General features: G+C 41.8%; 15 protein-coding genes. 8 read left to right on the forward strand and 7 right to left on the reverse strand.

Annotated elements, in window-relative coordinates; translation table 11 throughout:
• Positions 1-255: 255 nt before the first annotated feature.
• The 6 genes from agaR to ACYVIL_RS17785 all read right to left on the reverse strand — a co-directional run bounded on the left by agaR (position 256) and on the right by ACYVIL_RS17785 (position 8789).
• Positions 256-1035 carry a transcriptional repressor AgaR gene (gene agaR, locus ACYVIL_RS17760; RefSeq protein WP_303474914.1) on the reverse strand — a complete coding sequence of 260 codons (780 nt, stop codon included), beginning with the start codon at positions 1033-1035 and terminating at the stop codon, positions 256-258.
• A 150-nt stretch (positions 1036-1185) separates the two neighbouring features.
• Positions 1186-1707, reverse strand: a complete 522-nt coding sequence (locus tag ACYVIL_RS17765) for a TlpA family protein disulfide reductase (RefSeq protein ID WP_460313845.1) — start codon at positions 1705-1707, stop codon at positions 1186-1188.
• The gene (locus ACYVIL_RS17770) at positions 1700-3841 is read right to left on the reverse strand and encodes a glycoside hydrolase family 36 protein (protein WP_460313847.1); all 2142 of its coding nucleotides are present in this window, start codon (positions 3839-3841) and stop codon (positions 1700-1702) included. The genes ACYVIL_RS17765 and ACYVIL_RS17770 overlap by 8 nt, the downstream gene beginning before the upstream one ends.
• A gap of 69 nt (positions 3842-3910) precedes the next feature.
• A complete protein-coding gene (locus ACYVIL_RS17775) occupies positions 3911-5020 on the reverse strand; it encodes an amidohydrolase family protein (protein WP_460313849.1) in 1110 nt (369 codons plus the stop codon).
• Entirely contained in the window at positions 5013-5927 is a 915-nt protein-coding gene (locus ACYVIL_RS17780; RefSeq protein ID WP_460313851.1) for an EamA family transporter, read from the reverse strand. Before ACYVIL_RS17780 ends, ACYVIL_RS17775 begins: the two co-directional genes overlap by 8 nt.
• Positions 5928-6047: 120 nt before the next feature.
• The gene (locus ACYVIL_RS17785; protein WP_460313853.1) at positions 6048-8789 is read right to left on the reverse strand and encodes a TonB-dependent receptor; all 2742 of its coding nucleotides are present in this window, start codon (positions 8787-8789) and stop codon (positions 6048-6050) included.
• Positions 8790-9095: 306 nt separating this feature from the next.
• Between ACYVIL_RS17785 and ACYVIL_RS17790 the strand changes: the two genes are divergently transcribed.
• The 5 genes from ACYVIL_RS17790 (at position 9096) to ACYVIL_RS17810 (ending at position 16415) form a co-directional block, all read left to right on the forward strand.
• Positions 9096-10382, forward strand: coding sequence for a D-tagatose-bisphosphate aldolase, class II, non-catalytic subunit (locus ACYVIL_RS17790; RefSeq protein ID WP_303474920.1), 1287 nt, complete (start codon positions 9096-9098; stop codon positions 10380-10382).
• A gap of 19 nt (positions 10383-10401) precedes the next feature.
• Positions 10402-11553: an SIS domain-containing protein gene (locus ACYVIL_RS17795; RefSeq protein WP_460313856.1), complete on the forward strand. Its 1152-nt coding sequence runs from the start codon at positions 10402-10404 to the stop codon at positions 11551-11553.
• Positions 11554-11581: 28 nt separating this feature from the next.
• Positions 11582-12544 carry an N-acetylglucosamine kinase gene (locus ACYVIL_RS17800; protein ID WP_460313859.1) on the forward strand — a complete coding sequence of 321 codons (963 nt, stop codon included), beginning with the start codon at positions 11582-11584 and terminating at the stop codon, positions 12542-12544.
• 381 nt (positions 12545-12925) lie between these two features.
• Positions 12926-13123 (forward strand): hypothetical protein, encoded by a 198-nt coding sequence (locus tag ACYVIL_RS17805; protein WP_460313861.1) that lies wholly within the window; start codon positions 12926-12928, stop codon positions 13121-13123.
• 439 nt (positions 13124-13562) lie between these two features.
• Entirely contained in the window at positions 13563-16415 is a 2853-nt protein-coding gene (locus ACYVIL_RS17810; protein ID WP_460313863.1) for a TonB-dependent receptor, read from the forward strand.
• Positions 16416-16498: 83 nt separating this feature from the next.
• Here ACYVIL_RS17810 and ACYVIL_RS17815 read toward each other — a convergent pair whose 3' ends face one another.
• Positions 16499-19450, reverse strand: coding sequence for a KAP family P-loop NTPase fold protein (locus ACYVIL_RS17815; protein ID WP_460313865.1), 2952 nt, complete (start codon positions 19448-19450; stop codon positions 16499-16501).
• Between the two features lie 189 nt (positions 19451-19639).
• Between ACYVIL_RS17815 and ACYVIL_RS17820 the strand changes: the two genes are divergently transcribed.
• The 3 genes from ACYVIL_RS17820 (at position 19640) to ACYVIL_RS17830 (ending at position 21896) form a co-directional block, all read left to right on the forward strand.
• Positions 19640-20425, forward strand: a complete 786-nt coding sequence (locus ACYVIL_RS17820; RefSeq protein ID WP_460313867.1) for an SDR family NAD(P)-dependent oxidoreductase — start codon at positions 19640-19642, stop codon at positions 20423-20425.
• Positions 20426-20811: 386 nt separating this feature from the next.
• Positions 20812-20979 (forward strand): hypothetical protein, encoded by a 168-nt coding sequence (locus ACYVIL_RS17825; protein ID WP_303474926.1) that lies wholly within the window; start codon positions 20812-20814, stop codon positions 20977-20979.
• 89 nt (positions 20980-21068) lie between these two features.
• On the forward strand, positions 21069-21896 hold the full coding sequence (locus ACYVIL_RS17830; protein ID WP_303474927.1) for a LysR family transcriptional regulator: 828 nt from the start codon (positions 21069-21071) through the stop codon (positions 21894-21896).
• Positions 21897-22092 lie beyond the last annotated feature (196 nt).

The raw sequence follows: 22092 nt of genomic DNA on the forward strand, positions 1-22092 counted from the left end.
CAAACTCTTGGATATTCAATAATGTCATCTTAGGTGCCTGTTTTGGTGTTTTTTTATTTTTTGGTAGAAACAAAATAACGCAATTACAGGCACTTATCTTCTTTATTTGTGGGGATCCCTCAGCCTGAAGGCCATGCTACCGCCCCGCACAAACTCGCTAAATCCATGGCCTAAAGACCATGCTACCGCCCCGCGTAAACCCGCTAAACCCATGGTCTAAAGACCATGTCGCCGCCCCGTGACCGTGCCAAAGCATTAATCCACATCAACAAGGGTCACTTTAATGCCCATTCGGCGCAGACCATCTAGGTAATCGGGTGGAATATTACTATCGGTAACAATTTGATTGACTCCTGCAGGCTCTAGAATTTTATGCAGACAAACATGACCAAATTTAGAGGAATCGGTAACGACTATAATTTCACTGGCAACCTTGCACATCAACTGATTCAATAAGGATTCAGCTTCAAAATGGGTAGAAATTCCTTTATCCAAATGGAAGCCATCTACCCCTAAAAAGAGTTTGTCCACGTGTAAGTCTTTAAGGGTGGCTAACGCGCTACTGCCGAAAAATGACTGGCTTTTATGTCTGAGTGTACCGCCCAATAACATTACTTCTATGTGCTCTTGAAGTTTCAGTTCGTTGACAATATTCAAACTATTGGTCACAACGGTAACATTCTCTCGACCACCAATATGCGAAGCTAGCTTAAGAGTGGTTGAGCCTGAGTCTAAAATAATAGCATCACCGTCATGGACTAAACCGGCAGCGACCTTACCAATGCTCGACTTTTCTTCAGCATGCAATGCTTGTTTTCGATCAAAGGTAGTTTCAGTTTCAAACACGCCACTGTCGTTTAACATGGCACCGCCATAGCAGCGAGTGGCAATTCCCTGATTTTCAAGAAAGCGTAAATCTTTGCGAATGGTGACACCAGATACGTTAAATTGCTCAATTAGAGGAAGCACTTGAACACTTCCATTTTCTTTAAGCATTCGGGCTATGTGTTCACGTCTGTGACTGGTGTCGCGCATTCTTTTACCTTTTCCTATTTAAGTTTCATTTTGAACAATGTTTATTCTAATCCTAATGAAACTTTAACACAACGTAACTTTCATTTTGTAAAAACCAAGTTTATCACTGTGCTTTTTATTGATTAATGTGGGTTTACTAAAGCACTAATTCTACTCGATCATTTCAGCCAGTAATTTTTCCACATGAGCGATTAAATAAGCTTCATGACGCTCCGAGAACCCAAGGTGAACCAATCGAATTTTGCCCGATGCGTCAATCAAAAAGCCCGTGGGCAAAGCCCTTACCTGGTAAGCACTAAATGAAGTCCCGTGTTGATCCCATACCGCAGGATAGTTAAGAGGGTACTTAGCTAGAAAGTTCAATGCATCTTGTTTCGCTAGGTCGGTATTCACCGCCACAATTTCAAATCCTTGTGGCGCATATTTATGTCGCAGTTTGTTTAGAAAAGGAAAAGACTTACGGCAGGCAAAACAGGATGATGCCCAAAAATCCACATAGACCACTTTGCCTCTGTAATTCTTAAGATCAACTTGAACATCACTATTTAAATCCGCCAGGGAAAAGCTAGGGGCCAATTGCCCCTGCATGCTTGATTGAGTATTTGCCAGACAGAATGAACTGGCAAATATACTAAGCAGTAAAAAACAACAACGGATCATGAGTTTACTCACTGCCATTGGCGCCCAATGGTATTAATTCAACCAATAGAAATTGGTTAAAGTTGGCAGTTAAGTTTGCTTTACCATCGGTCACAGTTACCACCCCAAGGTCTTTACCGTGGAAATAATCTGTCACTTTGTATTGCTGAGCAGTTAACCCTCGTAACTCAAGGCTTCCAGTATAACTATCCGCATAAAAAGCGAAATATAGACTGCCGTCTTTGGCTACAACGTGGGTTTCAGGGCGGTCAAAACCGATATCGTAAAGTTCACCTAAGTAAGTACCTTTGGGAAGCATTTTTTGATTATATAAATCAAACCATTGCTTCCAAATGACTTCTTTTTCCGGGTTGAGCAAGAACTGTTGTGCCGCTTCATTGTCTGATGGCATGGTAAATTTAGTTCCTAACACTGCACCAATGCCGAAGGATGAAGCAAAGTCACTAGCATTATCACTTAGCTCAACATGGTCACCATAATAAGGCGCTGATTCTCCCATTAATCCCTTGAGTGTTTTCCCTTTTAATCTGACTTGCCAAGATGTGAGAGGATCTGAGCTCACGGTTTGATTCATATAAGGGAGGTTATGAAATGCGTATGAGTCACCACATGGGCATATTTCGATTACCGCGTCAGGATTGATTTCCATGGCTGTCTCATAAATTAGCTTCCAGTAATCAGCTAAGGCTTCAACAGATGCTTCAGGAGTGGCATGATTGTGTTCTGGGTTATAACAAGGAGGAACGCCGTTTAAATGGTGACCATCAATTTTCAAGCCTTCATATCCCCATTCGCCAAGCATCTTTTTAACCAGCTCAACACTGTGTTGACGAACGCGTTCATCCGCTGGGCACAAATAGTAACTGTCCCACCATGTAACATCTCGAGTACTACCATCTTTATTAAGTAGCAACATTTCAGGATGTTGTTCAATCATATCGGTGCCAGGATCCACAGCCAGAGGTGCCCACCAAAGCTTGGCTTTCAATCCAGCAGATTTAATGTCTTCAACAAATGCTTGCATATCTGCATCACCATTAGGGAATTTTTCAGGATCAAGATACCAATCCCCTTCTGCGGTTTGCCAGCCATCATCCAACACTGCCCACTCCAATCCCAGCTCTTTAGCTTTGGGTAATGTTTGCAGTATTTCATCAAAACTAAAGTCGCGTTCATATCCCCAAGCACACCAGATAGGCTCATAAGCTGAATCTGGAACATCCGCCATAACCAGCCCTTTCTTCGCCATTACGTTACGATACATTTTCAATGTGGCGTAATAGTCTTTTTGATGGACTGATACAAAGGTATCTAAGGTGGTTAATTCGTCACCAGGGGCTAGCTTCACGGTTTTTTCAAGTTCAACATGCAAATACGCCGCTTTTTCGGTGATATGTTCATTTGCAGGGTAAGTCACCGGAAAAGAAACCAATTTAGGATCTAAATCAATATGACCAATCGCCAAGCCTATATCTTTTCGCCAAATATCAGCCACCGCAGTACCACTGCCATAATCTGTTGCGTTCATTCCCATGTAGTTCTGTTGCTCGTAGCCGGGTTGCAAAGGCATTACCCAATCTCGACGATCAGCGAACGAAGCACCTTGATAAGACCAAAAATCTGGTTCGGAACGGGTCATTGCAGTCATTAAGTCTGTCTGCTGTGTGTTTTCAGCTGCAGAAAGTTGATAGGCATTCTGTACCCATTTAGAGATAATCAAACTTTGCGAGGCTGTATTTTTATAGGTAACTCGGATAAACAACGTATTGGGAAAGTTAGGGAAAGCCTGCACTTGCAGTTGTTTTTGTAAGCCATTGGACGCGACGCCAACTAAAGTGGTTTGCATCCCAGAACCTAAGTTGGAGTCAATCTGATGTTGTGTACTGTTGAGCAACATAAAATCATCGATGAGCTCACCTGATTTGGTAACAAGATACTCACTACCTTGATAATCCCCTAGCACTTTCATTTCGTTGCCTAGGGTGGCAGAGACACGGCTGTGCAATTGACCATCGAATTCTAAGGTAATACCGCTATTTTTCACTTTAACGACTTCATCTTCCTGATCAACAGGAGTAATACAAGCGTGCAATAGAGGTACGCACACTATGATTGCAGCCAATCTAGAAATAAATTTGAATGACATTTATGTTCTCCATGTACTAGTGTTTAGCAGAAGGGTCTGCAAAGATCCTTCTGCTCTTTTTAATTGTTATTAATTGAGGCTAAACGCTCGTCGGGCATTGTGATAATAAATTTTATCTATCACCGATTTAGGTAGTCTTAGGCCGGTAACCATGCCATCCACCTCAGGTACACTGAATTCCTTGTCAGTATTGAGGTAACGCCAATCTTCTAACCATTTTTGATGGGCACTATTTTTAAACTCTTGCGCTGCAGCGCCAGGACTGTGAGTTAGGTCTGTGGCATAAAGAATACGGTCTTGATATTCAATAAAAAATGCTCTGACTTTATTTAGATCTTTTACTGACTGGGCTTGAACTTGTCCCATACGGGCAGCGAGATCGATGGTCGCATCAGGGTAACGTTGCAAAAATTCCGATATGGCATCAACGCTCCATTCCAAGCTAGCGAGGTGGGCTCCAATAAAACGCATCTGAGGATGTTTATCCAACATATTGTTCCGGGCCGCCATTTGCGCTTCGTAACTGGGCATTTCCGGGTGCAAATACATGTGGTACTGAGGGTGCGCAGCAAAATATTCTTTGTCGTTATTCACGCTCATTTGATCTATAGGTAACCAGCAATTATGGGGCTCTCCCTGATGCCCTATGAGGGGTAAATGTAACTGACTTAAATGGGTAAAAATAGGATCCAAACCTGGATCATCAATCATCACTAGCTGCTGCGCATTGTTACGGAAGGACATACCAATATTCTTCCACACTTTGACTGCCTTAGCGCCATTTACAAGGGCCGTATCTAAACGCTTTTGCACGTCTTTTGCCCATGAAGTATCGTCCCAGTTGCGCATTGAAAAAGTAGCCGCAAAAAATATGGTTTGTGGGTAGTCTTGGGTTAACGATAACGCAATATCTTGTTGTTCATCGATAGGCGGAAAATCAGGATAATCAACATTAATGGTAAGTAGCTCAAAGTTGTCCACTTGTGCTTGTTCAATAAATGCAGCCCCATGGTTATTCGCATGCACGTGGGCATCAAATTTTTTAACTTTGGGGAAATCAGACATGCTGTAGTGTTGTGATATTTCATCGTTGCCGACGTTAGAATGACTACAAGAAATCAGCGTCGTCGCCGCGATTATCATCAGGGTTGAACTTAATGAGGCAGTAAGCTTATTCACCAGTACGCCCTTCCATAGTCGAATTTACCGGCTTTTCTTCAGGCTCTAAAGCTAAAATGAGCGCAGCAATTGTTGCAATAATAATACCTGCGATTTTAACGTTGTTTGGGATAACATCTAACAATACGATGGTCAGCACTGTAGACAACAGCGGTGCGCCAGCATTGGTTAACGGCGAAACCACAATGGCTTTTCCGTAGCGGAATGCATACACCAAACACAATGCACCAATGGCATTTAATATTTGTACCGACGCGGTTTCAAATAACATAGAAAAACTGTAATCAACTTTGACACTACGGTCAGTCATTAAGTAAGCAACCGGTATTAACGCAACGGCAGTGACCGTCATATAGAAGAAGATACTTTCCGCACTCATGTGATGATTAGACAGTTTCATACAAAATGCTTGAACTCCCCATGCTGCCATTACACCCAGGGCGAGTAGGAACCATAGAATACCGTAGCTGTGCTCTTCACCCGCCGGTGAATACTCAAACAGGGGTAACGCCAGCATTGCTAGAACAATGCCTATTCCACCGAGTAACCCCGTGCGTTCTTTAAGCAGCCCGAGAGAAAGCGCAATGGTGATCACGGGTGACAATGAAACGATAGGAAATATAAGGTAACCAGGACCAACAGTGACGGCATAAAACAATAACATTTGACCGCCACTCCCTAAGAAGCCAATCCAACAACCCAGCCAAATAGAACGTTTGTCCGTTTCTAGCTTCCAATCAATGAGTTTCAAAGCCACTATACAAGGTATAATCATAGTGACAGCCCAAATACTGTATACCACAGTAGAAGGTATTGATTCATCAGCAAATACTGCCGTTAATGCCCCCCAAAATCCCCATGAGACAGTGGTTATGATGGCAAAAATCAACCATTTCTTTGACTGCATTGTTATCTTCCTATTTTGTTCTTATTATTGTCTAACCTAAGTATTGTATCTGTTAGCCACTCACGACCTTTACGGCAAACAGAGCCTAAGTTCACGTCCCTAGGCTCTGTTTATCAAGACTTAAAAGTCGTAGCGCAATCCTGCTTTAAAAGTTCTACCATATAGTTGAATAGAGGCAGGTAGATCGGGGCGACCTTGGAAACTACGATTAGATTCATCTAGCAGATTTTGACCTTCAAGTGATAATTGCAAGTAATCGGTAATATCGTATTTTACCGACAACGACATGATCTTGCTTTCTTCCATGGTGGTTTGGTAATCGTCTCCCAAAGGACTAAATGCATCGACAACTAAATCGCCAGTATAATCTAAGGCCAACTGCGCACTTAATCGGTCTTTTTCATAAATCACAGAGAAAGAATAAGAGGTATCGGCAACACCTGGTAAAGCCCCTGCATCTTCTCCATTTACAACAGTGCTTGTATCCGTATAGGCATAACTAGCCGTAAAGCCGAAACCATTTTCAAAAAATTTCTGAACCCCAAGTTCCAACCCAAATACTTCAGCTGAATCACCATTGATCGGCTGGGTGACTTGAAAGCTCTCACCGGCAATTTCAACTCTCGTGGTGTTCGACGTAATGAAACCATCTAGTTCTTTCCAGAAAAGCGTCGCGTTGAGCAAACTACCTTCTTCGAAATACCACTCCAGCGCCATATCTGCTTGGTCAGAAAATACCGGCTTAATATTTGGATTACCACTGATATCCATAGTGAATAATCCAGATTGCGCATTATCTGTTGTTAGTGGCGCAAGTTGATCTAGTGTTGGACGAGACAAGGATTGCGCCGCGGCGGCCCGAAAAAGCAGATCATCGGTAATGTTAAAGCCGAAATTAATCGCCGGCAGAATTTTATTGTAACTTCCGTTGGCAGTCTGAGCCGCACTATCCGAATACTCTACATCCCAAGAGGGGTTCGACGAGTCTGGATTAACAATCTGGATGGATTCAATATTGTTATAAGAATACATGGCAGTAACCTCAGTTTTTACCCAACGCAGCCCCGCATTGGCAAACCATCGATCACCTTCAAAATTAGCTTGCAAATATAGTGCGGTTGTATCTTCTTCAATATCGTAAGAATTCACTGGGTTGTAAATAGGCTCCCAAAGCGCGGATTCATTTTCTCCAAAAGTGCGCTCATTACCGAGGTAATCAACTATTGTCATTCCGTCTGAAGCAGCTAGGCCTGCAGCATAATCAGGAATACTGAAAATGGGAAAAGAGCGCGGGATATTAGCACCTTCTCCGGCAAACAAGTTATCGTAAGGAAAGTCACGGACCACATCCGCGCCAACTTCACCAAAAGTAAATGGGTAACCACAGTAATTACAAGCACCGTATTCATAATTGTCGTAAGCGGTATTGGTTTTATTGCGGCTGGTGTAGGCAGCGCCAAAATCCAAGGAAACAAGAAACTCATGGTCAAAACTTAGTTCGCCGTCCAAAGTAGCGCCAGTAACAGTGTCTTTTATATCACTTCCGTCTCGCGCCGCCCAATGGGGAGAGAAGTCATCATTCCCAAAATCATCGGAGCTACGACCTTCAGTCCAAGTTGGGATGTAATCTGGCAAACCGCCATTATTTAGTTCGTAGTGTCCACTATGAGCACCTGGAGCACCTGCCACTACGAAGGTATTTTTTCCCCCTGAATCTCGCTCTGATTGAGAGCGATAAACGTCTGCTTTAACAATTAAGTCATCAGTCAGTTGGTACTTTGCATTTAAACCAAACAAAGAAGTATCGACGGTACGATGCTCATCTAGGGTAACGACTTCCATACTAACATCAGCTATGTCCATGGCAGTAATCACATTGCCATCAAGGACGATGTTAGATAAGCGATTTTGTGCCTCACTCTCATCGGCCATATAGAAAGATTGGGTATAACCGGTGGAGTCTGCTTCCAGCTTGGTTAGCATAATATCAGCACTAACTTGCAACTTATTATTCGGACGCCATTGTAAATTTGAATTAACACCCGTTCGAGTAAAATCAGTAGCGTAAGAACCCAAGGCATAAGACCCTGGAATAACTAGATTTTCTTCATTGTCACTAATAATGCCATTACCGTCTACATCATAGGACATTTCATCTTGCACACCAAAAACAAAATTATCGAACATATCATCGGCACGCTCAGTTCCACTTGCATGAGTGACTCCAAGAATAAAACCTAAAGTTTCGTCGTCTTTTGTGGTGCTATAAATAGCATTAAACTTCTTGCCCACCTCTTCAGAGAGGTCATTGTAATCGGCAGTGGCAGAGAATACACCGTGTTGCCCTGGATTTTCTAACGCTTTTGCAGATTTTAAATTAACCGCGCCACCGATACTTCCTTCGATTCCCTTAGCTTCAACGGTTTTCCAAACATCGGCGCCATTGATCATTTCAGATGGAATTACATCGAACGCAAAATTACGCCCGCCGTCATCAGTCGCAAGAATACGGTTATTAAGAGTGACTATACTAAACTCTGGTCCTAAACCCCGAATATTCACGTATTGAGCTTCCCCTCCTCGAGTTCGGCTGACAGTAATACCCGAAATATGAGAAAGGGAATCTGCGACATTATCATCAGGAAAACGCCCTAACTCTTGTGCTGCAATGGAATCTACTAAAGATTTTGCATTTTGTTTTATAGAAACGGATTTTTCTAAACTACCACGAACGGCCGTTACTACGATGACTTCGGTATCTTCGTCACTTTGCTGAGCGTTAACTTGTGGAGCACTTAGCCCCAATACGACTGCGCACGCTAAAGTTGATTGTTTAAATATTGTGTTTTTATGTGTATTCATGGGTATCACCTTGTCACCTGATAGTTGGAAACGAACTAGCTTTGTTATTTATTTGAGTTACAGCATGTCGTCTTTCGGAAACAATATTGGCCATCAATGAAACCAATGTCAATACAAAATGAAACATAAAAAAGCAAAAATAACATAACCCATTGCTTTAAAAGTAAAAAACAAGTATTAAAACAAGAAAGAAAAAGACACAAACCAACCAAATGAAATTTAATGTAACTTTTTTATTTACATAATCGCCTTTATACCCCATAATTTTTGCCAATGTAAGCTATAACCAACGATTACGGAGGTGAAATGAAAGTATTATTGGATATGGTAAGCCAACAAAAAAAAGGGCTTAAGGCTGGAGTTTACTCGGTTTGCACCTCGAATGCCTTAGTAATAGAAGCTGCAATGAAGCATGTAATATTACATAATGAAACTTTATTACTTGAAGCAACCTCTAACCAAGTTAACCAAGATGGTGGTTATACCGGCATGACACCTATCGATTTTCGCAATATGGTACTTTCGATGGCGAAACGTGTTGGTCTTCAAGAAGATAGAATCATACTCGGTGGTGACCATTTAGGGCCAAACTGCTGGCAACATTTAACTGCCAAAGAGGCAATGGCAAAATCAGAAATATTAATTGCTCAATATGTTCGCGCTGGCTTTGGTAAAATTCACTTAGATTGCTCAATGTCATGTAGTGATGATCCCATTCCACTGAGAGATGAGGAAGTCGCAAAACGCGCAGCAAGGCTTTGTTTAGTTGCAGAAAAAGCATGGAAAGAAACAGGCGGTGAAGCGCCAGTCTATGTTATTGGAACCGAGGTTCCAGTACCTGGCGGAACGCAAGATGACTCTGAAGAGTTAGACCTGACTTCAGTTGAAGATGCTAAAACAACAATCGCGATTCACCAAGACACATTTTCAGAAGCTGGGCTGTCATATGTTTGGCCACGAATTATAGGCTTAGTGGTGCAACCGGGAGTGGAGTTTGGCTTACACAAAATAGATGCCTTTGTACCAGATAAAGCCCGTAGTTTGAGTGAAATGATAAGTCACCACGATAATATGGTATTCGAAGCCCATTCCACAGACTATCAAACCCAACAGCATCTAGCCGATTTAGTATCCGCGCATTTTGGAATTTTGAAAGTAGGTCCATGGCTAACTTTCGCGTTTAGAGAAGCTTGTTTTGCATTAGAGTGTATTGAACGAGAATGGATAGGCGCAAACGACTGCAGCAATCTAAAAAGCACGCTATTAACGGCAATGCACGAAAATGATAGCTATTGGAAGAAGTATTACTCCCAAGACAGCCGACAGCAAGAATTGGATTGCAAATACAGTTTGAGCGACAGAATTCGCTATTACTGGCCTGATGAAAAGGTGAACAAGGCGCTATCACAATTAATAGAAAACCTTGAACAGAGTCCGCCGCCGCTCACACTTATTAGTCAATATTTGCCAGAACAACACAAGGCGCTAGTAGCCGGTGAAATAGATAGTTCCATCAAAGGGTTTATCTTTCACAAAATATCGTTAGTACTAAACCAATATTCTGCCGCCTGTTACTCGCAGTCAGCCAATTGATCAAGGAATGCAGCAAACTATGAAATACCTAACCTTTTCCGAAGAAAAATTAGCACAACTTGATGGCTATTGGACAGCCAAAGAAATCACTCAACAGCCTGAGTGTTGGCGAGGAACCTTGAAATTGTTGCAATCTCAACAGCAACAAATTGAAGCTTTTTTAAAGCCTATATTGAGCAAGTCAGATATCCGTATCATCTTCACTGGTGCTGGAACATCCGCTTTTGTTGGCCAGTGCGTTACTCCCATTGCAATGCACGAATTGGGTAAACGAGTCGAAGCTATTCCGACTACAGATTTGGTCTCCAATCCGTCTGAGTATTTTCAGGCTAACATACCTACACTACTGGTTTCGTTCGCACGCTCTGGAAACAGTCCTGAAAGCGTGGCAGCATTAGAATATGCCGATCAACTGGTTGACGAATGTTATCAGGTGGCAATAACTTGCAACAGTGAAGGTGAGCTGGCCAAGCGCTGTGAAGGTAACAATAAACTCGCGTTGTTTTTACCTGAACAAACAAATGACCGCAGTTTTGCAATGACCTCTAGTTTTAGTTCAATGCTGCTTAGTGCGCTTTATTTGTTCTGTCCCTCGCAAAATTTCGAAGAAGGGCTTAATCAAGCGGTTGTTGCCACGACAAAACTTTTAAATAACCAAGTATTACCGCTGTCGAAATTGGCAGATAGAAAATTTAGTCGTGTAGTGTATTTGGGCAGTGGCACGTTTAAAGGCTTAGCCCAAGAAAGTGCATTGAAGTTGTTAGAATTAACCGATGGTCAGACTATGGCGTGTTTTGATTCCCCGCTCGGGTTTCGCCACGGACCTAAAGCCATGATAGATGCAAATACCTTGGTTATTGTATACATCTCTAACAATCCGCTTACTCGACAATATGATCTTGATTTAGTCAAAGAATTGCAAGCTGATAACGAAGCCGGACATGTTCTTACCTTGCGCGCAGATACAATCCCCATGATCCCACAGGAAAATGAAATTGTATTTGATAACATGGCACGTCTATCAGACCGCTTTTTACTTTTACCTTTTATTGCTTGCGCCCAAGTATTTGGCTTTTTCAATGCACTTAGCATTGGAAATAAACCTGATAATCCGAGCGCTTCAGGTACGGTAAACCGTGTTGTAAAAGGCGTAAATATTCACGCTTTGTAATCTAGTAATTGTTTCTCAGGAGATAACCATGTTTTTAGGTGTAGATGGTGGCGGAACAAAAACGGCATTTGCCATAATTAACGCTCAGGGTGATCTACTCGCTAGTCATCAGGAGCCCACCTGCTATCATGTTGAGGTGGGAATTGAGGGAGCAAAAGCCGTCATAAATAGAGGTATCTCTGCGGTACTATCTAAAGCTGGTAAAACAGTCGATGAACTAGAATATGGTTTCCTGGGGTTGCCTGCTTTTGGCGAGGATAGTGAAATAGATCCAAGTTTAGCCACCCTTCCGTCTGACATCCTACCGCAACAAAACTATCAGTGTGATAATGATATGGTCAACGCGTGGGCGGCGGCCTTTGCTGGCGAAGATGGGATTAACATGATCGCGGGTACCGGCTCCATTGCTTATGGTATGCGCGCTGGAAAAAGTGCGAGATGCGGTGGTTGGGGAGAGCTATTTAGTGACGAAGGGTCGGCCTATTGGATTGGTCGCAAAGGTCTCATGCTATTTTCTCGTATGAGTGATGGGCGCGATAGCAAAGGTCCACTATATTATAAGCTAAAAGATACTTTTGAGATTACCAATGATCTGGATATGTCAGCACTAGTTCTGACCAAGTGGCAAGGTTCTAGGGGAAGAATTGCACAAATATCAACTCTGGTATATGAAGCGGCTGTAGCTGGAGACACATTGGCCAAAAAGATCTTTTCCGATGCTGGGGAAGAGTTGGCTGAAATCGTAGAAGGTACCCGCAAAGCCTTGCAGTATTCAAAGGATGAAGAGGTAAAAGTAAGCTTTTCTGGTGGGGCTTTTAGCGCCAACGACTTTATCACTAAACCATTTGCTAATGCCCTTCAAGAATTTTCAAGTACATATCGTATTCAACAACCTGCTTTTTCCCCCGTTATTGGTGCAGCCATTTATGCTGCTAAACTATCGGGCAAAGCATTATCAGCCTCAGCCCTTAAGCGTTTGCAAGGTGTTTAGATTGGGGCTTTAAAAGCACAACTCCCATATACGGCTGCGGGCTTACGGCCTACGGGCTACGGGCTACGGGCTAAAGCCCATACTACAAAAAACTCCTTAGATTACGTCAAACTGCGGCTTACGGGCTAAAGCCCGTACTACAACAAAACACCTTAGATTACCTCAAACTGCGGCCTACGGGCTGAAGCCCGTACTACAACAAAACACCTTAGATGACGTCGCAACTGCGGCCTACGGGCTAAAGCCCTTACTACAACAAAACACCTTAGATTACGTCAAACTGCGTCCTACGGGCTAAAGCCCGTACTACAAAAAACACCTTAGATGACGTCGCTACTGCGGCCTAAGGGCTAAAGCCCGTACTACAACAAAACACCTTAGATGACGTCAAACTGCGGCTTACGGGCTAAAGCCCGTACTACAACAAAACACCTTAGATTACCTCAAACTGCGGCCTACGGGCTGAAGCCCGTACTACAACAAAACACCTTAGATGACGTCGCAACTGCGGCTTACGGGCTAAAGCCCGTACTACAACAAAACACCTTAGATGACGTCAAACTGCGGCCTACGGGCTAAAGCCTGTACTACAACAAAACACCTTAGATGACGAAAGCAAAAATGACTCAACTGATACTTCCAAGTTGGAAAAACACCAAAAAGAAACCTAATGAAACACCAGAAAAGATAACCCTTTCGGTTTTATAAAGGTAATTAAATTTATTTATCAATATTTTTCAATTCTTTATTACACACATATTTGAAGCGGCCTAGCCGCGAAAACCCAAATTACTAAAGCGTTTAAAATCGAGCCCTTCAGGCTATAAAACGAACAAAAACCACGCATTGAAAGATTTAAGAAAGCGATAAAAATTAGCTTAAAAGATACAAATCAACTCCACTCACAATTTCATTATATTGCATTTTATTTAAAAAATGTTAAATGTTAAATTAAACTTGGTTATTGTTTCGTTAGATTTGTTTTCATTTAAATCACCATAATAGATAAGAGGGATACATGAATACTCACTTTAGTAAGACATCGTTAGCCATTGCTGTGGCCTTGATTTGCACTAATGTTCACGCTCAAGATGCAATTGATAACACCACGGATGAAACAGAAGTCATAACTGTTACATCAACTCAAGCGAGTCTAATTAAGGCCTTAGATTTAAAGCGCTCCAGTGATTCCATTGTTGATGGGATTACTGCCAAAGAATTAGGGATATTTCCTGATGCCAATGTAGCAGATTCATTGTCTCATATTACTGGGGTGACAATTGACAGAACCAGTGGTGGCGAGGGTAAAGGCGTTAATATCCGAGGTTTAGGCCCTGAGTTTAGTATCGTGACGATCAATGGTCGTATTATGGCAACAGATCAAAGTGGACGTGAATTTGCCTTTGATGTTTTACCTTCGGAAGTGATATCAGAAGCTTGGGTTCACAAGTCAGTGAAAGCGTCAACGCTGGAGGGGAGCATAGGTGGTGCAATTGATTTAAGAACAGCTCGCCCTTTTGACAACAAAGGTCTGCAGGGTTCATTTTCCGTAGAAGGCCATTATGGTGATAAAGCCGATAAAAACGGATACAAATTTACTGCAGTTGGTAGCAACACCTTCGCAGATGACACAATGGGGTTTCTATTCTCAGCGTTGTTTAGTAATACACCAACCCGAACTGACTCCCTCTCTGACTTAAACTATGGTGTTAACTGGGGGTGGGATCATGATAACAGTGATGGCGGTGTGGTTAATTGGCAAGATGCCTCTAATGAATTAATCATACCCAATGTAGTTGCCTACACTGCGCAAATTGAAGAAAAGAAACGAATGGCTTTTTCTGGCGCTTTCCAATATCAACCCAGTTCAAAAGTTGATATTAATGCAGATTTTCTTTGGACTCGCTTAGATGCCCCATCTCAAGGTTATACCGAGTCATACTATTTGGTAGGCCAAGCAGCAAGCTGGCGTGATGCAACTTATGGTGGAATCGCAACTGAGCTAAATCCACAAGGTACAGTGGTCACAGGCATGACCATGGACAATTTAATTCCAGAATTAGTGACTATCACAGAACACCGAGTGGTTGATACCTATCAAGTAGGTTTGAACGGAAAGTTTGAAGTTACCGATAAGTTTGTTGTTACCGGTGATGTATACCTTTCTAACGCTAAAAGAGATGCTGGTGGAAAAGATAAATTTGTGGTTGCACATGGAATCGGTGGAGTGCCAAACACTGCAACCTTTAGCTTGACCGAAGGCGGTTTACCTAATGTCATCATCGATTTTGCAGATGATGCAATTAGTAGCATGGGAGATTTAGTTAACGATAGTCAATTCGGCCCCCACTATTCCCAAACAAACGGTGTAAACATTGAAGATGAAGTAATAGGGGGATCACTTGTAGGGGAGTTATTTTTAGATATTCCTGTGGTTTCCAGTATTGAATTTGGCGCAGTTTATAATAAGCGTAGTAAAGATCGGGTAAAGATTGACAATCAACATGCTCAAACACTATACAGTAACGCTCCTTTTACCTTCGCAGATACGGGGGTTGATGTGGTACAAGGTTTCCCCATTGATGACTTTTTAAGTGATGTCTCTGGTGATTTCCCTAGGGAGTTTGTTGGATTTGACATTGATGCTTATCAAGCGGCTTTAGAAGCTTCAGATAATAATCCAGATGTTATCAATCGTTTTACCGGTGAAATTTACCCAGAAGGATTTTCAGATGCGGATGAAGGGCGTTTTAATCCAAACGAATCGTTTGAAGTTATCGAAGATACCAAATCCTTTTTCATCCAAGGCAACTTGTTAGGTGAAATTGCTGGTATGGAATGGTCAGGAAACGCAGGATTGCGCTATGTTAATACCGACACCACTTCAAATGGCTGGTTGTGGGAAATTGAAAAAGTTAGCGCGCCTGCGGCTTGGGTATGGGTTGTAGAACACTATGATCCTGTTGCAATTTCAGTAGAGAATGGCTATTCAGAATTACTTCCTTCAGTTAATTTTGCTGTTGAATTGTCGGATACGTTACTTCTGCGTTTATCCTATGCTGAAGTAATGGCTAGGGCTTCGTTAGATCAACTATCAACCCAAGTGGATGACGGCTCAGCGGCATGGGGAGAATTTATCCTCAACCGTGTGGGAAACCCTAAATTATCTCCCGTAAAAGCGAAACAATCTGATGTATCTTTAGAATGGTACTTTGCTGAAGGTTCAGCCCTAACAGCAGCTATTTTCCAAAAAGATATCAAAGGTTTTGTGCAAGATTGGCAAAATGTCTATCCCAATGAAGAAGATCAAGCAAACCGACCGGTTTATCCCGTTGAAAATCCGCAACCATGGATAGAAACGGGCTATGTCGATACACCATTTAATGTATTTGAACCTAAAAACCTCGATACGGCTAAAGTTCTTGGTTATGAATTTTCATTGCAACACTTCTTTGATTCTGGTTTTGGCATCAACGCAAACTATACCTACATAGATACTGAGTCCTATGAAGGAGGCACAAAAATTGGTGTTCTAGCGGGCATCCCAGATACCTCTTATTCGCTAAATTTGATGTATAACACTGACAATCTAAGTTTAAGTATTTCTGGGTCACACACGGAAAGTTTCGTGTTAAGCCATTGGTCGCCGTTAAACTTAGTCACTGAAACTCCTTACAAAGGAACAGCTGACCCTATGACTTGGGTGTCCGCTTCAGCGACTTATTCCTTTAGTGCGCACCTAGAAGCCTATGTGCAATTGGATAACTTGCTGAATGACAATTGGCACAGCTACAACGGTACGAGCAGCGTGCCAGGCTCATACTCAGAATGGGGTCGCAAGATGTTTGTGGGTATGCGTTATAAAATGTAGACCGCCTTTCAACACTCCCTTAAATGGCTCGTTAACATTATTGTGCACGAGCCATTTTCATTATCTTTCATCAAATACGCGGGTTAATTAACGTTCACTCCTCGTACCCAATATAAAAATGTTCGACGTTTCTTGGTATCAATGTTCTCAGATTGATTGAGCAATGAGGCTACCTGTAGCGCCAATCCTTTATCTTCGATAGTAGGAATATCGACATTTTGTAAATTGCTGTCTTCGTTTCCCTTGTCTCCGGCAAACTCTAACATGGCAGCCAGTGTCACTAAATTAGCTTCTCGAATACCCGCACCAGATTCGTAATTGCGCATTGCCAAATAACGCGCCCTATTCACATAGCGTTTGATGTTTCGCGGTGTTCGGTGGGAAAGACCAAGGGCTTTCGCCCAAATAGAAACAGTATTGAGAAATTCATCTGAATCGTTTTCGACTATACGTTTACGTTGTCGAAAGCGCTCAACGCGAATTAACAGGGCGATAAATGCCAAAAATAGTACTGGTATTACAGCCTGAACATAGTAGTGCTCAGAAGCAAACACTGCATACTCCAATATTTGCGGGGCGTTCTGTTGGGTCATTTGTGCGTCTTCTCCAGTTTGCACTGATAGATCAGAAGTTTGCGTATTGATACTGTCAGATTCAGGATCTGGGGGTGGCTTGTCATAGTTGCCGCCAATCGTCTGATTAACCTCAACAGCAGCCTGATTATTGTCACTGTTTTTTGAATTTAAGACACTTGAAAGATAACTTCCCAAAACCAAACTAAAAATAAACACTAGTAATAGTCCTAGGGGTTTGACCCAAGGGAAGCTAGATGAGGATTGTGTTTCTACACTATCAGCCACTAATCCATCAAATTGCTCGCCGTTAGCAATTGGAACAGGAATTTCAATATTAATGATTTTTTCAAGATAGCGTTTCGCCTTTGATCTTAGAGCATCTTGCTCTAAGTCTTGATGGGTGCCTTGATAATAACTGCAGATAGCGTTTTCAATGGGCTCTCGCTCCATCCCCACTATGATGTAACAATTACCACTGGAAACGAGATAATTTATGGTTTCCATTACATCCATGATGCGCTGTTCTTTGCATCGATCTAAATCATCGATAAATATAGTCAGGGTACTATCGCCCAGGGCGTTGCATAATAGATTAAATTCTTTGGCAAATTTTTCTCTCAATCCTACATTTGCCCGAAGATCAAGGTTGCTGCCTGGACTGCGTAATAGGGTTTTTAAGATATTGGTATTAATCAATCCAGAAATACGATCCATACCCCCCCTTAGTATTGAAAACGCACCAAATACTGCACCCAAATAGGGAATAGCTTCAGCCGACAAATTTGAAAATGGTTTCAATGATGCTTCGCCAGATGTCACTATGTATCCTAACGAACACAAAAATATGACGGACACAGAAAAGAAAAAGAAGGGCGCTTCGGTCCATCGCATTTTTAACAAATTCCAACGATATAACAGGCCTGCCGCCGTCCAAAATGAAGGGATCGCATTGCCTTGAATGGCATTCAATAAACCAGCCAGAAACTGCTCTTCATTTTGGTGATGCCAAGCATTCACCCAAACAGGATGAAGTCGAAAACTTTCCAAATTTTGTTTTAAAAAATACATTAACGACGATTTACCACTTCCCCACACTCCGGTTATGGCTAACGTTAGCGGCGCTTTGGTGCCAGCATTTCGTAAAAAACGGGATAACGCTGAGGAGATCTCGATAAACCCTAACTTGTCTTGAGCTAAATCATTGGCTGGGGAGTCTGAGACAAAGCTATCAATCAATTTTTGCGACTCTATAACCTCCACATCTTTTTTCCCATGCTTGACCACCAACATTCTTAACGCTGTAAAAATACTGATAGCCAATAGCAATAGCGCCAGTGGAGACGGAAAAACCTGATGTTCTGAGGCTTTTATGTCATTCATCCAATTTGCACTATTTGGAATTTGAGGTTCTATTGCCCAAATACGGTACAGAGCGCTAGGCAAAACTAATTCAGTGGTTTGCTGCCCACTTCCATCTTCAAAGACAACGATTTCAGAATTATAAACTGTCCAATTTTCATTTTGTGCACTTTGTATAATAAGTGGTTCGTCTTGGGAAGATGAAAATGGCGTCCACGGCAATTCAGAAATCGTTGACATAGCAGGTATAATAGACACAAAGACCCCACTACTAGGACCGGACCCAACTTGCCAATCATCTGTATAGTGACGCTCAAAGCCATACCCAGTCACTTCAATCAAAGAGGGAGAAACAGCAAAATAAGAAGCAATGAATTCGGCAACAGATTGCGCTAATTCAATTGATTGCTGCTGGGCATAATCAGCGTTATAAGCAATTTTTTGCTGTTTAGGAGCTTCTGCTTTTGCGTTATTAGGGGATTGTCTTAGTCTGTCTAAATCATCATTAGTAATGGGCTGACTGGGTGACACATAGCCAATTACATTTACTCTTTGAATCTCAATATCTGCTTGTAGAACGGGGGAAAACAGGGTGCTTAACTCAGATAACCACGTTTGGGTTGCATCTCCACTATTGCTTGGCAGGGTAACGTTCTGCGTTAAGTTGGGTAACTTAGGTTGTTGGGAGTTTTGATTGGCCTCTTGATTATTTTTATGAGGCAAATACAACAAGCTTCCATCTTCAAACTGTAAACTAAGTTGTCTTTCATTCACTTTGTAAGCGCGCAGCTTGGAGGAGGTATCGACTATGTTCAACCTTAATACAGCGTTTCGCTCGATAGGGTAATACCAACTCTTGGCACTGAAAATATTGAACGGTGTGATAACAGGAGTGGGATTTAATGGACTAAATGCAGAAATAATTAAACACAACACTATACCTAAAAGTATCACCCCAATAGCCGCAAAAAATCTCACTTTAGGAAAAGCAGATTTATTTGGTGCTTCCACTAGGTCATCAAGTTCTGGGTCTACTATTTTTTCTCCCCTAGTTCTTGGAGAGCCTCCTTTAGTTGCAACTTCTTCATATTCAGCTTGCATGTTCCAATTCCTTTGTTACGTATTAAGCATAGCTATTGAGTATCAGCCAAACCAATTATAGTGCAAAAAACACACAAAAAGATTACTCTAAAATAACCATCAGAGAGTTTTCCATTTAAATGAACTACAATTTTCAACTCAATGGGATAGGGTTAAAAAGCTACATCGTCTGGCAAAACAGGAATCACCATGAGTAAATTAAACACAGCTTTAATCACAGGTGCATCAGAAGGAATTGGTAGAAGTTTCGCTGAAACCTTTGCCAAACATGGGCATGAATTAATTTTAGTTGCCCGAAATCAGCAAAAGTTAAATGAATTATCGATTTATCTAAATGCAAAATATGCGGTAACTTGTCACGTGTATCCACTTGACTTAAGCCTTAAAGAAAGTGCGCAAACCCTGTATGAACAGTTAGTAAAAGACAAATTAACAGTTGATATTTTGGTCAACAACGCTGGCATGATGCAAATAGATCCCATTCAACAAGCCGATACAGAAACACTCAACAACCTGATTCAATTGAATATTCAAAGTTTAGTAAATATGACGCGGGTCTTCGTAACCCCAATGGTAGCCAGGGGTGAAGGTAGAATTGTTAATTTAGGATCCATTGCTAGTTTCATGCCCACCCCGAACTTTAGCGCTTATGGTGCTAGTAAAGCATTTGTACTGTCATTCAGCGAAGGGATTTCCGAAGATCTTAAGGGTACAGGCGTCACTGTGACCTGTGTGTGTCCTGGCATAACCGAAACAAAAATGTTGAGTAACGCCCATGGAGTAGAAAAATACATTCCGAAATTTCTAAAAGCCCAACCTGAGGCTCTAGCCAGTGATGCATACAAAGCGATGATGAATGGTGATGTTGTTTTTCTAGATAAGTTGGCCAATAAAATGCTGGTTCAATATGCCACCCATTATCCGCGTTGGATGGTTCGTCGCATAAATGGGCTGTTTCGGAGGTTCACCCTGTGAATTCTCTTCCACCTGTAGGTGGGGGCTTTAGCCCCGTACAAACCCGGTAAATCCATGGCCTGAAGACCATGCTACAACCCCATACCTGTAGGTGGGGGCTTTAGGCCCGCACAAACCCGCTAAATCCATGGCCTGAAGACCATGCTACAAACGCGATAAAACCTAATCGGAACCTGTGGCCTACTAACCATGCTCACGCAGATATAATTCCCGCCAAACAAATCTAATACCAATTCCGCAAAAAAATATTTATCTTTAAGATAAATATTTTTTGTTTCACAGCCCCGAGGGAAGTTGCAATGATATTGATGCTCAAGCAGGCTTGAATTTAGATACGCTCTGTTCTGCCTTGATTTGGGTAATAAATGTTTAACTGGTGAGCCAAAATGAGTAAAGATTACAGACGCGAAAAGGAAGACTTTGAAAATTCTGATTGGATGTATAGTGATTCTGACGCGCAGCATCAAAACAAACGCACAAATGATATTGCAAAACGTAAGCGAGATAGTAAAAGGTTGAGTCGAGAGCGAGATAGACAATCGCAGTATCACTAAGTTAGAACCAACAAGCTATCCGTAAAGCTTGCTTAAAATAGATATTTAAAGTATTAAACGGGTAACCTAATTAAATTCGTGAATTTGTTGTGGATATCCGTTTTCTTAGTACTTTTTTGGAAGTTGCTAATACACGCCATTTTGGTAAAGCAGCAGACAACTTATATCTCACCCAATCTGCTGTCAGTGCTAGAATAAAGCTACTTGAAGAGTACTTTAATACATCGCTTTTCATTCGTAATCGAAACAGTATTCAGCTTACCCCGGCAGGTGAACAACTCATTCCCTATGCAAAACAGTTGTCTGCTAAACTCCTTGAAGCAAAACAAGCATTAAATCATAAAAGCGCCCGCTTCTTGGGTGTAGCAACCACTCCAAATGCATTCTATTTAAGTCTTGATAAAATATTATGTGATGTGGCACATCAATTTCCGCAAATTTCACTTAGAACAGATTTAGGCAATACCGAGCTATTGTCACGTCAGCTGCATGAACGGACCATAGATATGGCCTTCACCACAGAACCCTTAAAACTGGATAACGTTGAAACGACGCAAATTGTCGAAATACCCTTGCGTTTTTTTGCCAAATCTAAAAGTTTAAATCTAGAAGAATATGTACATATTGAATGGAGTCATAAAGTCACTGAAAAGATTTATCAACAATTCCCCCCATGCCGAAATGCGCGATTAAAAACCAGCTCTTATCAAATAGGACTTGGCCAATTAACGACCGCTGAAAACGGCTGTACATTATTACCGGAAACGGGAAACTACCCAGGATTGGTGAAGTTAGATATTCCCTGTGATTTTAACGTGCGTATTTTTTTAAATGTGATCGAAAATAACCATATTGAAGAACTCATAACCGTGATTGAATTTATCAAAAATTCTGTTTCTGCAATAAGTTTAAAGTAGATATCTGGATATCTTAGGGCTACATGGCCTAAAGACCATGCTACAACGCCACACCTGTAGGTGGGGCTTTAGCCTGTAGGCTCCCCACATCTTTTATACACATATTGTTTCCTTGAGTAGCGCATTTTGCGCTGCTAGGAGCATTGCTGCTGTGACTTTAAAACGTTTATGTAGCAATATCCGTTGAGCTAAAAAG

The organism is Aliiglaciecola aliphaticivorans (assembly GCF_054782055.1).

Excerpts from the sequence above, each read along its gene's own strand:
- agaR (WP_303474914.1), bottom strand. The coding sequence starts at position 1,035 with ATGCGCGACACCAGTCACAGACGTGAACACATAGCCCGAATGCTTAAA.
- ACYVIL_RS17770 (WP_460313847.1), bottom strand. The coding sequence starts at position 3,841 with ATGTCATTCAAATTTATTTCTAGATTGGCTGCAATCATAGTGTGCGTA.
- ACYVIL_RS17780 (WP_460313851.1), bottom strand. The coding sequence starts at position 5,927 with ATGCAGTCAAAGAAATGGTTGATTTTTGCCATCATAACCACTGTCTCA.
- ACYVIL_RS17785 (WP_460313853.1), bottom strand. The coding sequence starts at position 8,789 with ATGAATACACATAAAAACACAATATTTAAACAATCAACTTTAGCGTGC.
- ACYVIL_RS17790 (WP_303474920.1), top strand. The coding sequence starts at position 9,096 with ATGAAAGTATTATTGGATATGGTAAGCCAACAAAAAAAAGGGCTTAAG.
- ACYVIL_RS17795 (WP_460313856.1), top strand. The coding sequence starts at position 10,402 with ATGAAATACCTAACCTTTTCCGAAGAAAAATTAGCACAACTTGATGGC.
- ACYVIL_RS17800 (WP_460313859.1), top strand. The coding sequence starts at position 11,582 with ATGTTTTTAGGTGTAGATGGTGGCGGAACAAAAACGGCATTTGCCATA.
- ACYVIL_RS17805 (WP_460313861.1), top strand. The coding sequence starts at position 12,926 with ATGACGTCAAACTGCGGCTTACGGGCTAAAGCCCGTACTACAACAAAA.
- ACYVIL_RS17810 (WP_460313863.1), top strand. The coding sequence starts at position 13,563 with ATGAATACTCACTTTAGTAAGACATCGTTAGCCATTGCTGTGGCCTTG.
- ACYVIL_RS17815 (WP_460313865.1), bottom strand. The coding sequence starts at position 19,450 with ATGCAAGCTGAATATGAAGAAGTTGCAACTAAAGGAGGCTCTCCAAGA.
- ACYVIL_RS17820 (WP_460313867.1), top strand. The coding sequence starts at position 19,640 with ATGAGTAAATTAAACACAGCTTTAATCACAGGTGCATCAGAAGGAATT.
- ACYVIL_RS17825 (WP_303474926.1), top strand. The coding sequence starts at position 20,812 with ATGAGTAAAGATTACAGACGCGAAAAGGAAGACTTTGAAAATTCTGAT.